This window comes from Leptospira sanjuanensis, from assembly GCF_022267375.1.
Taxonomy (GTDB): domain Bacteria; phylum Spirochaetota; class Leptospiria; order Leptospirales; family Leptospiraceae; genus Leptospira; species Leptospira sanjuanensis.
Genome location: NZ_JAIZBH010000001.1, coordinates 175,648 through 189,692 on the forward strand (window position 1 = coordinate 175,648; position 14,045 = coordinate 189,692).

22 protein-coding genes are annotated in these 14,045 nt (G+C 43.3%); 9 read left to right on the plus strand and 13 right to left on the minus strand.

The window, feature by feature from the left end; translation table 11 throughout:
* Positions 1–47: 47 nt before the first annotated feature.
* The gene (gene fumC, locus LFX17_RS00815; protein ID WP_135572681.1) at positions 48–1,442 is read left to right on the plus strand and encodes a class II fumarate hydratase; all 1,395 of its coding nucleotides are present in this window, start codon (positions 48–50) and stop codon (positions 1,440–1,442) included.
* 295 nt (positions 1,443–1,737) lie between these two features.
* On the opposite strand, the gene LFX17_RS00820 is transcribed toward fumC, so the two are convergent.
* The 6 genes from LFX17_RS00820 to LFX17_RS00845 all read right to left on the minus strand — a co-directional run bounded on the left by LFX17_RS00820 (position 1,738) and on the right by LFX17_RS00845 (position 3,879).
* On the minus strand, positions 1,738–2,178 hold the full coding sequence (locus LFX17_RS00820) for a PD-(D/E)XK nuclease family protein (protein WP_238744618.1): 441 nt from the start codon (positions 2,176–2,178) through the stop codon (positions 1,738–1,740).
* Positions 2,179–2,292: 114 nt separating this feature from the next.
* Complete coding sequence (locus LFX17_RS00825) at positions 2,293–2,892, minus strand: host-nuclease inhibitor Gam family protein (protein WP_238744619.1); 600 nt, start codon at positions 2,890–2,892, stop codon at positions 2,293–2,295.
* Positions 2,893–2,900: 8 nt separating this feature from the next.
* Positions 2,901–3,062 (minus strand): hypothetical protein, encoded by a 162-nt coding sequence (locus LFX17_RS00830; RefSeq protein ID WP_238744620.1) that lies wholly within the window; start codon positions 3,060–3,062, stop codon positions 2,901–2,903.
* A gap of 21 nt (positions 3,063–3,083) precedes the next feature.
* Positions 3,084–3,341 (minus strand): hypothetical protein, encoded by a 258-nt coding sequence (locus LFX17_RS00835; RefSeq protein ID WP_406600467.1) that lies wholly within the window; start codon positions 3,339–3,341, stop codon positions 3,084–3,086.
* Complete coding sequence (locus LFX17_RS00840; protein ID WP_238744621.1) at positions 3,338–3,643, minus strand: LIC13344 family protein; 306 nt, start codon at positions 3,641–3,643, stop codon at positions 3,338–3,340. Before LFX17_RS00840 ends, LFX17_RS00835 begins: the two co-directional genes overlap by 4 nt.
* Positions 3,643–3,879, minus strand: a complete 237-nt coding sequence (locus LFX17_RS00845) for a hypothetical protein (RefSeq protein WP_238728414.1) — start codon at positions 3,877–3,879, stop codon at positions 3,643–3,645. Before LFX17_RS00845 ends, LFX17_RS00840 begins: the two co-directional genes overlap by 1 nt.
* 169 nt (positions 3,880–4,048) lie before the next feature.
* Here LFX17_RS00845 and LFX17_RS00850 point away from each other — a divergent pair, with 169 nt between their 5' ends.
* A complete protein-coding gene (locus tag LFX17_RS00850; protein ID WP_238744622.1) occupies positions 4,049–4,447 on the plus strand; it encodes a helix-turn-helix domain-containing protein in 399 nt (132 codons plus the stop codon).
* Here the strand turns inward: LFX17_RS00850 and LFX17_RS00855 are convergent, their stop codons facing one another.
* Positions 4,448–4,615, minus strand: coding sequence for a hypothetical protein (locus LFX17_RS00855; RefSeq protein WP_238728416.1), 168 nt, complete (start codon positions 4,613–4,615; stop codon positions 4,448–4,450).
* Positions 4,616–5,176: 561 nt separating this feature from the next.
* Between LFX17_RS00855 and LFX17_RS00860 the strand changes: the two genes are divergently transcribed.
* The 3 genes from LFX17_RS00860 (at position 5,177) to LFX17_RS00870 (ending at position 6,219) form a co-directional block, all read left to right on the plus strand.
* Positions 5,177–5,479 carry a helix-turn-helix domain-containing protein gene (locus LFX17_RS00860; protein ID WP_238728417.1) on the plus strand — a complete coding sequence of 101 codons (303 nt, stop codon included), beginning with the start codon at positions 5,177–5,179 and terminating at the stop codon, positions 5,477–5,479.
* 180 nt (positions 5,480–5,659) lie between these two features.
* The gene (locus LFX17_RS00865) at positions 5,660–5,893 is read left to right on the plus strand and encodes a hypothetical protein (RefSeq protein WP_118954356.1); all 234 of its coding nucleotides are present in this window, start codon (positions 5,660–5,662) and stop codon (positions 5,891–5,893) included.
* The gene (locus LFX17_RS00870) at positions 5,890–6,219 is read left to right on the plus strand and encodes a hypothetical protein (protein ID WP_238744623.1); all 330 of its coding nucleotides are present in this window, start codon (positions 5,890–5,892) and stop codon (positions 6,217–6,219) included. The genes LFX17_RS00865 and LFX17_RS00870 overlap by 4 nt, the downstream gene beginning before the upstream one ends.
* A gap of 46 nt (positions 6,220–6,265) precedes the next feature.
* Here the strand turns inward: LFX17_RS00870 and LFX17_RS20780 are convergent, their stop codons facing one another.
* Positions 6,266–6,400: a hypothetical protein gene (locus tag LFX17_RS20780; RefSeq protein WP_255723457.1), complete on the minus strand. Its 135-nt coding sequence runs from the start codon at positions 6,398–6,400 to the stop codon at positions 6,266–6,268.
* On the opposite strand from LFX17_RS20780, the gene LFX17_RS00875 reads away from it, so the two are divergent.
* The gene (locus LFX17_RS00875; RefSeq protein ID WP_238744624.1) at positions 6,389–6,958 is read left to right on the plus strand and encodes a hypothetical protein; all 570 of its coding nucleotides are present in this window, start codon (positions 6,389–6,391) and stop codon (positions 6,956–6,958) included. The two genes, LFX17_RS20780 and LFX17_RS00875, sit on opposite strands and share 12 nt — an antisense overlap.
* A gap of 439 nt (positions 6,959–7,397) precedes the next feature.
* Here the strand turns inward: LFX17_RS00875 and loa22 are convergent, their stop codons facing one another.
* Positions 7,398–7,985: an OmpA family outer membrane lipoprotein Loa22 gene (gene loa22 / locus LFX17_RS00880; RefSeq protein ID WP_135778874.1), complete on the minus strand. Its 588-nt coding sequence runs from the start codon at positions 7,983–7,985 to the stop codon at positions 7,398–7,400.
* 137 nt (positions 7,986–8,122) lie between these two features.
* Between loa22 and LFX17_RS00885 the strand changes: the two genes are divergently transcribed.
* Positions 8,123–9,061: an RluA family pseudouridine synthase gene (locus LFX17_RS00885; RefSeq protein WP_135778873.1), complete on the plus strand. Its 939-nt coding sequence runs from the start codon at positions 8,123–8,125 to the stop codon at positions 9,059–9,061.
* Here LFX17_RS00885 and LFX17_RS00890 read toward each other — a convergent pair.
* The 4 genes from LFX17_RS00890 to LFX17_RS00905 all read right to left on the minus strand — a co-directional run bounded on the left by LFX17_RS00890 (position 9,030) and on the right by LFX17_RS00905 (position 12,838).
* Positions 9,030–9,872, minus strand: coding sequence for a carbon-nitrogen family hydrolase (locus LFX17_RS00890; protein WP_238744625.1), 843 nt, complete (start codon positions 9,870–9,872; stop codon positions 9,030–9,032). The two genes, LFX17_RS00885 and LFX17_RS00890, sit on opposite strands and share 32 nt — an antisense overlap.
* 335 nt (positions 9,873–10,207) lie before the next feature.
* Complete coding sequence (locus tag LFX17_RS00895; RefSeq protein WP_238744626.1) at positions 10,208–10,957, minus strand: SDR family oxidoreductase; 750 nt, start codon at positions 10,955–10,957, stop codon at positions 10,208–10,210.
* A complete protein-coding gene (locus tag LFX17_RS00900; RefSeq protein ID WP_238728423.1) occupies positions 10,954–11,991 on the minus strand; it encodes an SPL family radical SAM protein in 1,038 nt (345 codons plus the stop codon). Before LFX17_RS00900 ends, LFX17_RS00895 begins: the two co-directional genes overlap by 4 nt.
* Positions 11,963–12,838, minus strand: a complete 876-nt coding sequence (locus tag LFX17_RS00905; protein WP_238744627.1) for a 5'-methylthioadenosine/S-adenosylhomocysteine nucleosidase family protein — start codon at positions 12,836–12,838, stop codon at positions 11,963–11,965. The genes LFX17_RS00900 and LFX17_RS00905 overlap by 29 nt, the downstream gene beginning before the upstream one ends.
* 75 nt (positions 12,839–12,913) lie before the next feature.
* On the opposite strand from LFX17_RS00905, the gene LFX17_RS00910 reads away from it, so the two are divergent.
* Together LFX17_RS00910 and LFX17_RS00915 are read left to right on the plus strand one after the other, a co-directional pair.
* Complete coding sequence (locus LFX17_RS00910; RefSeq protein WP_238728425.1) at positions 12,914–13,228, plus strand: YkvA family protein; 315 nt, start codon at positions 12,914–12,916, stop codon at positions 13,226–13,228.
* Entirely contained in the window at positions 13,225–14,040 is an 816-nt protein-coding gene (locus LFX17_RS00915) for an inositol monophosphatase family protein (protein ID WP_238728426.1), read from the plus strand. The genes LFX17_RS00910 and LFX17_RS00915 overlap by 4 nt, the downstream gene beginning before the upstream one ends.
* The last annotated feature ends 5 nt before the right edge of the window (positions 14,041–14,045 follow it).

Genomic DNA, 14,045 nt, shown 5'->3' on the forward strand with positions numbered 1-14,045 from the left:
CTTTGGAGAATATAATTTTTAATCAACCAACACCTTTCGGAGGATTCATGAAAACCAGAATCGAAACGGATTCAATGGGCGAAATCGCCGTAGACGATTCAAAATATTGGGGCGCGCAGACCGAACGCTCCTTACATCACTTTCATATCGGTAACGATCGTTTTCCAAGAGAAATGATCCGCGCCTTGGGAATCTTGAAAAAATCGGCGGCGATCGTAAACGCCGAACTGGGATTGTTAAGCGAAGATAAAAAGAAGCTGATCGTCCAAGCGGCGGACGAAGTGATTTCCGGAAAGCTGGACGAACACTTTCCTCTTTCGGTTTGGCAGACCGGTTCGGGCACACAGACGAACATGAATTCAAACGAGGTCATTTCCAACCGCGCCATCGAAATCGCGGGCGGAGTCAAAGGTTCCAAGAAGCCGATTCACCCGAACGACGACGTGAACAAAGCTCAATCCTCCAATGACACCTTCCCGACCGCGATGCATATCGCAGCCGCGGAGCAGCTCAATCAAAAACTCATTCCGGCTCTGACTCAACTCAGAGATACTCTTAAAAAGAAAACGGATGAATTTCAGAATATTATAAAAATCGGAAGAACTCATCTTCAAGACGCCACTCCTTTGACGCTGGGTCAGGAATTTTCCGGTTATGTGCAGCAGCTTGATTACAATATCGCAAGAGTAAAGGCGGTTCTTCCGGCGGTTTATAGACTTGCGTTAGGCGGAACTGCTGTTGGAACCGGGTTGAATACGCATCCTGAATTTGCCGTTAAATCGGCCGCTCAGATCTCAAAGGAAACGGGGCTTCCGTTCGTGAGCGCCGAAAATAAATTCGAGGCGCTTGCCGCTCACGATTCTCTCGTCGAGACAAGCGGTGTTTTGAAAACGATTGCGGCTTCTTTGATGAAGATCGCAAACGACGTGCGTTGGTTATCTTCCGGTCCACGTTGCGGAATCGGCGAAATCAGCATTCCTGAAAACGAACCGGGTTCCTCCATCATGCCGGGGAAGGTCAACCCTACTCAATCCGAACAGATGACGATGGTTGCGGCGCAAGTGATCGCAAACGACGTCGCTGTGAACATCGGTGGCGCGTCCGGAAACTTCGAGTTGAACGTTTTTAAACCGTTGATTATCCACAATGTTTTGAACTCCATCCGACTTTTATCAGATTCCTGCGTTTCCTTCGAGGAACACTGCGCTCGCGGAATTACGCCGAACAAGGAAAAGCTCAACGAACACTTGAATAATTCTTTGATGCTCGTTACCGCTTTGAATCCTCATATCGGATATGATAACGCGGCTAAGATCGCAAAGAACGCGCATAAAAAAGGAACGACCCTGAAAGAATCCGGGATCGAGTTGGGGCTCTTAACGAGCGAACAGTTCGATCAGTGGGTTCTTCCGGAAAAAATGATCCACCCTTCGGTGGATTAAGAAAAAAGGGGCTGAACGGCCCCTTTTTTATTGGATAAGATACGCAGCAAGATTTTGATTTCCTGGAATCAAAATCTTGTATTTTAGAGAATTTTGTTTTTCTAATGTTTTATTGAATTTGGACGCGATCTGCATTGTTTTTGCTCTCAGCGATTTTGATCCTCGTCGTTTTTCGATTTGAATAAAAGTCGAAGGAAATACCACAGTGCGGCGGTCGTCGCTCCGATTAAAAACCAAATAACGAAACTCCAAAAAGCGGTGTATTCGAAAACCAAAAGAAAAATGTCCGATGCTTTCAAGGCGCCACCTCCCATTCTTTTGTTTCATCCTTCGGAAACGCTGAAGATTCTCCGAACCAACGAACGAACCGATATACATAAGCCGCTCGTATAGAATTCATCCCGTCTTCCAAACAGATTCTTTCCAACAATCTGTCCGCGGCTTCGCGGAATTCTTTTCGATCCAGCTTCTCTTCTCGCATAAGCTGATAAAGAGCGTCGTGCAACAAAGAACCTCGCATAAACGTTTTCGTATCGAACGTCGGGCCGCTGGGTCCGTCCCAAGCGTATCCTGCCTTTATCCGCAGCAAACCATCCGAATTCATATCCACGAAAACCTTTTCGTTTTTGCTTCCGATCCGAAGCGCTCTGTTCGTTTTGATTCCGGTTTCGTAACTATAAGATCTGACGAGTTGATATTTATAATTTTTAAGATTTCTATATACGATTTGATCCATTTTATTCCCTCCTTATATCCGATTTCTTGAATGCGTTGTGCGGATTTTATCCGTTTTTGGCGATTCGCTCTTCTTTCTTTTTAGGAACCGAAAACCGTGGAGCTGAATCGCCATTTAAGCGACGCTTTCCTCGTCCGCTTCGATTTCAAGTTCTGTTTCGTTCGGAGCGATGTAGAGACGTTCCGCTTCTTCGTTGAATTCGATTCCGATCTTTTGCATCGCTCTTAACGGCTCCGCGAGAATTTGCTCTTTGTTCAACTCCAATTTAACCCTGAGATAAACGTTGCTCAACTTCGCAATCAGGTTGCTGAACTTTTCAAGTAAACCGTTTTCACTTAAAATCCTTTCGAAAAGTTTTGCGGTTCCTCTCGTTTTTACGGAAGGAGGAACTCTTCTGAGTTTCAAAGATCCCGTTGCGAATTTACACGTTCTATATTCGGGATCCGGAAACAGTTCTTTCTTATGATGATCCACGAAGAATTTGATTCCAGATGCGATATGTTGGATTTTTAGATCGAACGGAAACATCTGATCTTGAAGGTCTAACTGAAGTTTGGCGATCTCGTCGTCCGTTCTACTTTTGATTCGTTCTCTTTCCCGCTTGGTTTCGCCGAGTTGCTGAATTGCCTGAGCGATTTCGGCAAGATTGCGATAACGATTATCCGGTAGATCGACTAAGATTGTTTTGTTAAGCGAATTCTTAGCTTTAGGCATCGTTCCTCCTAGTTAGACGATTTCGAATTTTGTGGATTCATTTCCACGGTGATTCCGTTGGTCGAATAAGAGAGGATCGATACCGAAGGAATTTTCGGAACGGACGCTCTGGTTTTTTTCTTCTTTTGGGAGAAAGTCTTTTTGTTTGCTTTTGCCGTTGTTGTTTTCATCGCTGTTCCTGATTTTACCGTTTATGCCGCGCCTTGGTGTTCGCTTTGAATCTGCGAACGTGAGTCGTTTGCGTATAAGGAAAGAATCCTGTCCGAAATAGGAATCAATGCTTTAAAGGTTCGGATCAGACAATCCTCGCAAAGATCGGTCTGTTTCATGGCTTCTTTCTGATTGCACTGTGCGCAGGAATCGGTTTGCATATTCATAATTCTCCCATTAGGTTGTTCGTTTTTCTGAGTCGACGCGGGTCTAAGTTTCGGATTACGAAGGGTCGTCATTCTTCGAATTCCTCCTCCAAAATATATTCAAGAATTCTGATAAACTCCTGAATCTTATTCGGGTTCTTTTCGCAGATTTGTGCGATGTCGTTTTTCACAAGAAAAAGGGAAGTGACCGCCTTATCGTGCATTTCGCTGTGATCGTCCCATCTCCAATCGAAAGTGGGAAATTGTTCCTTAACGTATTCCGCGATTTGAACGATCATCTTTTCTTCGATGTCGGAAAGTACGATCGGGTCCAGGTTGTTTCTGTTTGCGATCGGATTTTTTTCAACGATTGCCGTTGAATTTACTGATTTCATCACGCAGCTCTCCTGCTTCTTCGTTTTGAATAGGACCGAGGAATGCGGTCCATCTTGTACGGAATATTCCATTTTTTGAATGCTTCTCTGATTTCCGTATAGGAATGTTGTCCGTTTAAACTTTTAGAAAGATAATCATAGTTTACGTCCGCTTCTCTGGCGAATTTCGCAAGAGTCTTCATGCGCAGCGTAATACAGATGAAATCCTTACACTCGTCTCCGTTGATGATGATCATATCGGGACCTCCTTTTTGTGATTGCGATTTCGCTTCCGTTTGCGACCCTTGGGTGGTGCACAAAATCGAGTTCGGACGCGAGATCGACTTTGATTTCGGCGGGGTGTGTCCCGCCAAAAATGATCATACGTTAAAAATGTATAAATGTCAACCATAAAATACGATTAAAATGTATAAAGCCGACAAAAAATTTCCGGATCGTTTAAAGAGGCTCATCGAAACTTTGGGGATTTCCCAAGCTGAATTCGCGAGATCGATCGATTTAAAACCTGCGTTTATCAGCGATCTCATCAACGAACGGGCGAAAAGTTTTTCTCAAGAGTCCATTCTTCGTTTAAGAACCGTTCACAACGTAAATCCTCTTTGGCTGATTTCAGGTGAAGGTGATATGTTGATCAGCGCAGCAGAAGCGAAGAGCGACTCTGAAACGGATCGTTATCGAACTTTATTGAGAAAGATTCGAATTCGTCCTCAAATGGAAGCGTTAGTGGAAAGTCTTTTGGAAGTTCCTGACGTTGAACTGGAAGCGTTGAGCGTTGTTATAGAAAAGTTTCGAAAGAAGAAGTGATTATCGATTTTCCAAAGATTCGAAAACGAGTTTTACGATTTCCTGCGCGTATGTATGTCTGAGAACCTGAATCGGTTCGGGAGAAAATTGAAAATCGGATTCGAACTTTTTCAAAGCCCCCTCCACTTTCCAATAAAGCGATTCGCGTAATTCTTCCGAAGTCTCCAAATTCTTGCTCCAACAAAATAGCTATATATATGTTTAGTATATTTTTTACCCCCGACAAAATCCATCCTAAATCGGAACCTGTGTCGGTTTTTTGTCCGAGCAAATTTTGATTTTCACAATCGTTACGAAATGAGGATAAGAAGGAAGTGAAATGACAATAATTTCGATATGTCTCATTGTTTTCCTTTTCATCCTTTCATAAGCATCGTTTCAAAAACGTTTTTATAAAACCGGAAGAAAAAAGCAGAAAGGAGAATTTTCACGAAAAGAATATATCATTCACCCTCGACTTTTTATGAAGTAAGGAAAGAATCCCGATCTAACTTCCGCAGTTAACAATGCATCTCACCTCACTCAATTAGGGAATATTTCTTTGATTAAAATTAAAACATTCGTAATTCATTATGTTCTTCCGGATATAAACGATAACTTTGAATCGTTGAATCTATTTTAAATGGACAAACTTTCCTTATTCAAAGTTGGCGGGAGTAATCCCGCCTAACGGTTTAAGTTCGAAAAGGGACTTGACAAAAAACGCATATACTTCTCAATCCGGTTTCTATGTCTACAATCAAAGGTCACACAAGAAAAGGTTCTTTGCTGAAAAACGTTCAGCCTTCCGTTTCGGTCGACGAAAGACCGAATTGTGACGATAGAGAATCGCCCACAAAAAACGATAAAACACGAATTTTAAAAACGAAGGAAGCCGCAAGTTACTTGAATCTTTCCGTACGGACGTTCAATCAATACGTGATCGATCACGAAATTCCGTTCATTGAGTGGAGTCCTCGAGTTAGAAGATTCATGATCTCCGATTTGGAAAAGATCGTTCTCTCCCGTAAAACGAAAAAACAGATTTATTGATTCTTTCTAGTCAATGACGACTAACGTTCAATGTTCGTTGAATTAGAGGCAGAATCGACCGGTAGGATCCGATTCGGTTCTTGGTCTTGAGTCGAACCCGTGTTATTCTCTGTTTACAATCGGAAGCGATTGAGTAGTCATTTAGCCCGCCACAGTGCGGGTCTTTTTTTGCGGGGAAGAATGGAGAGTTCAAAAATAAGTCAGATCAAGCTCGGAATCAAGGATTTTCTTGTCATACTAGGTTTTGTAATTTCGGGCGCAATTCAATACAACACGATGTATAAGGATCACGAGATCCGCATCGTGAAAATAGAGACGGAGATGGCGTCGATCGCAAAGGACTTGTCCGAAATCAAAGCCGATGTCAAGGACTTGATTAAACTTACTTCTTCCAGAGGAAGGAGGTCCGAATGAAATTCTTATTTCAGGACGATCGAACCGGAAAACCTTCCGATACGACTCTTCGTACCTGGATCGTATTTTTACTTGCGATCTCGTATTTAACCGCTTTGTCCGTATTATCGATCGTTTCGCCGGATTCTTTGAGGCCGCTTCACATGGATCTCATACAATGGTTGATTCTTTTTTACGGAGCAATGGGAAGTCTTTACTTAGGAAAACGAATCAACGAGGACGTTCATTCCAAAAAAAGAATCCTGGAGGATGTTCTGAATTCGTTTCATGAATCCAAAGAAACAAGTTCCTCCGCTAAGTCGGTCTCGGGGAGCAGGCAGTTATGAATTCTCTGCTACTCTGGTGGAATATCCTCGAATTCAAAACGAAAGTTTATGCAATTTTAATATTCGGATTCTTGATATGTTCGATCGGAGTAAGGGGAATTTTCGTCCTTAACGAAATCGTTTTCAAAACGGATTCTTCGCCTCGTTTGTTAAACGAAGGAGGAAAATAATGATCGCCCATATTTCTTATCCGATCGCGCCTTGGAATCCCCAACGAAACGATCAAATCACTCCGCGTTTGTTTTTACGGGATTACCAACAATGTATGGGGAATGTATTTCAAGATTTTATAATATATATGGGTTTGACATACCGGATTCCCGATTTTATCCATCTCACGACTTACAACTATTACGCGCTCCTCGAAGATTGGGTAATCAAAAACGGAAGGAATGTGTACGATTCGGCGGATCACGCCGAACATTTCAATCTTCTGATGGAAACGAACGAAATTCCCTTTCGAATCGTAAAACGAAAAGGAAATAAAAACGAACTTTGCGAATATTTTGAAAACGGAAAGTATCCTTGCGGCCTTGGAACCTATCTTACGAAAAAGGGACATATCATCCGAGGCATCGGAATCGTAACTACGGGCGATGGGAAGAAATTTTTAAAAGCCTCGGATCCGTACGGAGTCGGACCTCGATATATCGATCCTTACGGTCACATGATTCAATACGAATTGGATTTTCTATTCGATCTTGGAGTTCCAAGCGCACTGTATCTCGAGAAAATTTGAGGCAGTATGGGTTGTTTCTTAAATCAAGAATAATGCGAAAACACGTAAACGTTCTTTATTCAGAATCGGAAGTGATCATTATAAATTTTCCACCTTTTGAAGAAATCGCCGATGGTTAAACTATCAGGGATTGCGTCTTCCAACATGGAAGGGAGTTTTTTTTGGAAGATCGGAAAAAAAGAACAAGAATCAAAGTGAGTAGAATTCCTACATCCTGATAGGGATGCATGAAACGAATTTTACGAATGACACAGTCGATTGTAAATATCGAGTTTATTATCACGTTGATCGTAGAAAAACTCAGCGGGATTGCGAGAATTGAAAAAAGAATCCGCTTTCATTATGAAGATTTAGAAAAATCTAATGCTTCATTCTTTAACAAATAAAAAGGCGATGATTTCTCATCGCCCCTTTTGAATCAGATTTCTGATTGATTGAATTATTGTTGTGGAGCGGAAGTCGCGAAACGGAAGGTAACTCTTCTGTTTTTAGCGTCTTTTGCGTCCAAACCGGAAACAGGCTCGGAAGAACCGGCACCTTTTGTAACGATACGGTTTGCAGGAATTCCTTGTTTAATCAGAGCTTGTTTAACTGCGTTTGCACGAAGTTCGGAGTAAAAAATATTTCCTTTTTTATCTCCTTCCGCTTGTTCAGGACCGATCGCATCGGTATGTCCTGTGATTTCGAGAGCGTAGCTATCAGGAAGTTTTCCAAGACCTTCTTTAATCACTGGAGCATTCACTTTAGACCACTCGCTGAAATCTCCCGCGTTCACGTCCGCTTTTTTGTAGCTGAACCCTGGACGAGTTAAACCGTCCGGATATCTGAAATCTTTCAGTTTTTCGTTCAGAGAGTCTGCGATTGCTTCCGGAGAATTGGCATCAACGCTTCTGTTGGCTGCAGCGCCTTGCTCTTGTTGGGATGGCTCAGGAGCGGCAGATTCCTCTTTTTTTTCAGCGGAGGAGCAAAGAGTGAATGAAAATGCAATTGCACCGAGCAGAATCAGATTCAAAATCTTTTTGACCATGTGTCTTTCCTTCCTTAGATCTAAGGGGTATTGGTTTCAGTGTGTCATGATAAGGCTTAGGAAGGAAAATGGAAACTGTTTTTTTAGAGTGCTAAAAACGCGTGAAGTAAAAATCTGGAATCCTTTTCTCAATTTCAATGAACTTAGAACTAAAAGCAGAGGTCGCTGAAGAATTCTCCGGAAATCGATTGGATCGGTTCCTGAAATTTTCTTTTGGGGACGAAGTATCCCGTGCATCCATCCAAAAATGGATCGAGTCCGGCTATGTCCGCAATCAGGATCAAAAAATTCACGATAAGAGTTCCTGGAAGGTCAAAACCGGCGAGCAGTATTTCCTTTCCATTCCCCCAAGGCCTCCTCTCAATCTCGAACCGATCCCGATGGCGTTGCCCGTAATTTTAGAAAGGGAGAATTTTCTCATCATCCACAAACCGCCGGGAATTGCGAGCCACAGCGGACCGGGAGATCGCTCCCCAAGTTTGGTAAACGGACTGCTTTATCACTTTAAGGAATTGTCCAAGGCTGGGGGAGAAGCGCGACCGGGGATCGTACACCGCTTGGACAAGCCAACGGAAGGATTGATTCTTATCGCAAAAAACGACCGAGCCCACGGAAAACTTTCCGAGCTTTTCCGAAAGAGGGAAATCGAAAAGAAATACTACGCTTGGGTCCAAGGACATCCTCCTGAAGAAGAGGGAACCATCGACCTTCCGATCGCAAGACATCCGGTCGAGCGGTTGAAGATGACGATTTCACCCAAAGGAAGACGGTCGATAACTCATTACAAAGTTCTAAAGTACATCAATTCGCGTTCGGGAAGAAAATTCAGTTTCGTGGATATCGGTTTGGAAACCGGACGTACACACCAGATCCGGATTCACTTTCAAAGTCAAAGATGTCCGGTAGTCGGGGACTTGTTGTATTCAAGAGCCGGTTCTCAGTACGAATCCTACGGATTGCAGTTAATTTCCTACCATCTCAAATTCAAAGATCCGTTTACGGGGGAAAAGATCGAAGCCGATCTGCCCTTGACCGAACGGTTTCTCAGGTTTGAGAAGAATGCTCCGCTATTCTAAGTCGAATTTTACTCTGATCCTTGCGGTCCGGTAAAACGGGAAAGTGTTCTCTGTAATCCAGAATCGTTTTCTTCCGAGCCTTGTAAAAAAGAATCGTTTCCGTTTCTTCTCCGGCATCCGCAAAATCTCCGTTAGGCGAAATTGCGAGAGAATGCCCGTTGTGATGAACGCTTTTGTTGTAACCGGCGATTCCGATTCGATTTACGCCGAAAACGTAGGCTTGGTTTTCGATCGCTCTCGTTTTCAAAATCAATTCCCAATGATGGATACGAGGAATCGGCCAATTCGCGTGAACGGTAAAAATGTCCGTATCACCGGCGACCCTACGGAAGATTTCCGGAAAACGAATATCATAACAGATAAACGGAGTGATTCTGAAACCGTTCAGATCGTAACTCACGATTTCGGAGCCGGAGCTGTAGTGACGGTCTTCTCCTCCGAACGTAAACGGATGAATTTTAGAATAACGTAATGCGATTTCTCCGCTTGGAGCGATCACGCTGACCGTGTTGAACGGTTTCCCTTCGGGGTTTTTTTGAATCCAACCGGCGGAAATATAGGAATTCGCGTTTTTTGCGATTTCTCGGAGAAAGGTTTCGGTGGGCCCTTCGTTTGATTCCGCAATTCTTTCCGATCTCATCGTAAATCCGGTCGCGAAGGTTTCGGGAAGAAGAATCAAATCCGGTTTTTCATTTCTATTTTTTTCAAGCGTAGAATGGATCAGCATTCGAACGTGGTCGTAGTTCGCGTCTTGGTTTTCCCAAGAAAGATCGCATTGTACAAGAGCAACGTTGAGTTCATCTGGCGTCAAAGACTTCTTCTCCCGAATAAAATCGTTTTAATCATAAGACCGCTTCGAAATGATTTTCAGGGCGGCTTTCGGAGGAAAATGTTCGATCGTACATTGTTTCGTCGGATTTTGAAAATCAAATCGAATTTGTTTCTCCGAAACCGGGCTCTCGGCTCCAGTCAATAAATTGCAAAGTCGGCTCGAAAAACTTCGCCTTTGATCGGAGGCAATTTATTGACTCCGCCTCCATCCCTGCCGCGTGAAAGCGCGGCGCTGAGTTCAACGAACAAAGTGAGTGGCCGCGTCGAATTATTATAACTTCTTTTTATTCTCGATTGCAAACTTGATTGTAAAGATCAATTTTTATTCTTCCGAATAAACGGTTTCTTGACAACCTTATGAAACTGAGGACGAATCGTGATTTCCGTAAAACCTAAATTTACCGGACCGGAAAGCGCGTATTCGAACGCACTGAGAATTTCGGAAACGTTCAGATACGAATTCGGATCATCGTCCTTTTCAAAATCCAACCGATCGTAAAAATCCGTGTCCGCAATATCCGGATTGATGCTGATCATTTTGACCCCCGCCTTACGGATTTCCTCGAATAAATTTAAACCGAAATGACGAAGGCCGGCCTTGGTTCCGGCGTAGGCCGCTCCCCGCACGGATTCTTTCAATGCGGCGATGGAATGGATCTGAAAAATCCATCCTTGATTTTTCTTTAAATCGCGTAAGAGCAGTTTGGCGATTAAAACCGGGGAAACGAAATTTACGACGAGCATTTCTTCCAATTCCCGATAGGCGATCTCTTCGTGAGGAGCAAAGTTTCCCAGACCGGCGTTGTTCACAAGAATTTTCAGGGGCGGTTCCTCTTTTAAAACATTCAATAATTCGAATTCGATTTTTTTCGTATCCGAAAGATCCAACCTTAGGTGACGATAAAGCTTTGATTCTTTCAAAAGGGAAGAATCCGGTTCTGTTCTCGCGATTCCGACGACTTTGTAACCTTTATCGATTAGAAATTCGGAGATCGATTTTCCGATTCCTTTGGATGAACCGGTTACGATCGCCAAAGAGCCGTTTGGCGCTTTATCGGTTTTCATTTCGATTCCATCTCGCTTGCAACCAGTCTGTGAATTTTTTCCCGAGGTACAAATGATTCCAATTCTTTTTCGACGATCGAAAACATTTCCCTTTCCAATTCTTCCGGATAGGATTTTACGCCGGCGCGGTTATCCATCGGAAGATAAAATAGATAAGAATCGGGTCTTCTCTTTTTGGAATTCTTAAAGTAATCCGAGTTCATCCGAAATACGCCCAAACTGACTTCTCTTAGTTTCTCTCCTGGAATTTCCGCAAAGATTTTTCGAACGAAATCGGGATAAATCTCGCGCCAATTCGGAACGTTTAAGATCGGATCCAGGCAAAGTCTCACTTGCCAACCCGCATTCAACGCTTCTTTTATATTTTTCAGACGGGATGAAAGTCTCGGAGTCAGCGGTTCGTGTTCGGCGACGACAAAATCGGGGGAAAGCGTCCAAGCAAGAATTACGTTGGGAGGGGGTTTTAGATCGGCGATCGATTTGAAGTTGGCGCTTTTGGTTCGGATTTCCACGATCAGATCCGGTTCCGTTTCGGCGAACGAAATCCATTCTTTACAATATCCTAATGTGTTTTCGAGCGCTAAAAGATCCGTATCATACGAAATACAGAGATACAACGGTTTGGAAAGTTTGAGCTGTTCCTTGGTTTCTTGGATGTATTCCTCGTTGTTTACGAAGACTACAAGATTTGCGGAAGAATACATTCCCTGAAGATAACAATAGGAACAGTTATAAAGACAATTCAACACGAGCGCGTTGTAATAAAAGAATTGATAACCGAAGTCCGGTGCCACTCCCGATCCGGAATATAAAAACTGTTCCTTGCGCTTTGCCAGAATCAGTTTCGGACTTCTTTTTTGAGCCTGAAAATTCTGTGCGGAAGGATTGAACACTTCTTTGTAAGAATCGACGAGGATCACATTCGAATCCGGAAACTTGGAAAGAATTTCCGACGTCCTCGGATGATTCTTTGCGGATTCTTCCACATAGATATGAGAGAATCGTTTAGAACTGATAAAATTTTCGGAGTGCATTCAGTCCCTTCTTTCCTTCTTCTCTCGTTTTGACCCGCGTTTGGTCCGCATCTAAAATCCCGTTCGTGTTTTTCAAAAAAGCGAGTCCCGGTTCGCAGGAATTACCGGTCCTAATTTTATAACCGATCATCCAATTTTTCAACTGAATCGCCTCCGTTTCGGATAAACGAAGCATGTCGCTGATTTCGTTGAATGCGAAATTCTCTTCCGGTTGTAAACGGACTTCTTCGCTTGCGTAAACCGGAATGGAAAGAATCGTTTGAACCTTCGGGATCGATTCCGCGATCAATTTCGAAATTCGATCCGTAACCGCAAGTTCTTTGAAAGATTCAAATTTTGTAAAGTGATCGGAAACGGTTTTTACGATTCGGATTTTATCTCCGGTCAGGAATTTTCGTGCGGCTTGAAAAAAACCGAACGCTTCCATATCGACTAACGTATTCGGGAGTTCCTTCGTCTCATTTTCAAAAACCGGCCGATCCACGGTAATCAAGGAGGATTCCGGGATGGAATGTCGAAAAAGAATATCGGGATAAACGTTCTTTCCCGATCCTTGATCGGTGATCTTATGGATCAAAAACGATTCTCCGATTTCGGACAACTGCTTCGGGGCGCCGCAGATTCCCAGATTTAAGATCCAAGAAGTTTCTCGGATTGAAGTTTTGAATTCGTTTAATAAATATGTGACCGACATCGCGGAATAAATTTTTCCCGTTCCGGAAACGACGAGAGCGTAGTTCTCGTTTTGATAGACCGGAAACGGTATTTGGTCCCGAAGAATTTTCAAACCTAGAGTTTCGATCCAAGGTTTTGCTTCCGGGAAAAGCGCGACGGAAATAAAAATCATCTTTCTTTCTTGATACCGGAACATAGAATCTGGGACAAGAGAGAAATCATCGAAACGAAAGAAAAGGAGTCTTTCATGGATTTGATCGAAAAGGTAAAAAGAGAATTTTGGCCGAAGCTGAAATCGGTCGTATCTAAGATTCCGTTTACGGAGGATCTGATCGCGCTTTATTATTCCATGATGGATCCCGAAACCCCCTTAAGAACCAAACTCGTGATTGCCGGCGCGTTGGCTTATTTTATTTCTCCGTTGGATGCGGTTCCGGATTTTATTCCCGGCGCCGGATTTCTGGATGACGCGGGAGTGATTGCGGCCGTACTGGCAAGTGTTCAATCCGCGATCCGCGAAGAGCATAGAGATAAGGCGAGAAAATTTCTGGAGAACGAATGAGCTTAGACAACGAAATCAAAATCAGATACGAACATTTCCTGAACTTCGTTCCGAAGGTCATGGAATTTTTAGCGTCCACTCAGGAAGAAAACGATCTCGATATCGGTTACAAAGGAGAGATTGATCTCGTTACAAAAGCGGACAAGGGTTCGGAAGAAAGAATCATTTCCGAAATCGATCGAATGTTTCCGACCGACGGTATTCTCGGCGAAGAAGGAACGGACAAAAAAGGAAGTTCGATTTTTAAATGGATCATCGATCCTTTGGACGGGACCGTAAATTATTCTCACAGACTTCCGTTGTACTGCGCTTGCATCGGATTGGAAAATCAGGAAAGCGGAGAAGTTGTGATGGGAATCGTTCCTCTTCCGGGTATGAACGAAATCTATCACGCTCGAAAAAACCACGGAGCGTTTAAGAATCAAAAAAAGATCTCCGTTTCTAAAACGAAGGAGCTGAAACAATCCCTGCTTTCGACTGGATTTCCATACGATCGCGAAAAGAAAATCGATCGATTGATGTTCTATTACAGAAACTTTTTATTGAAGACAAGAGGAGTTCGAAGAACGGGTGCGGCCGGTTTGGATCTTTGTTGGGTCGCGGAAGGAAGGTTCGACGCGTTTTGGGAAGAAGGTTTAAAACCTTGGGACATGGCGGCTCCTTCGATCATTCTTACCGAAGCGGGCGGAAAAATGTCCACGTATGACGGGAACACGTTTACTCCGTACATTCCGAATGTTGTTGCAAGCAACACGCTACTTCACGAAAAGATGATGGAAGGAATGCAGGAATATCTGAGAATTCCTACATGAAACGC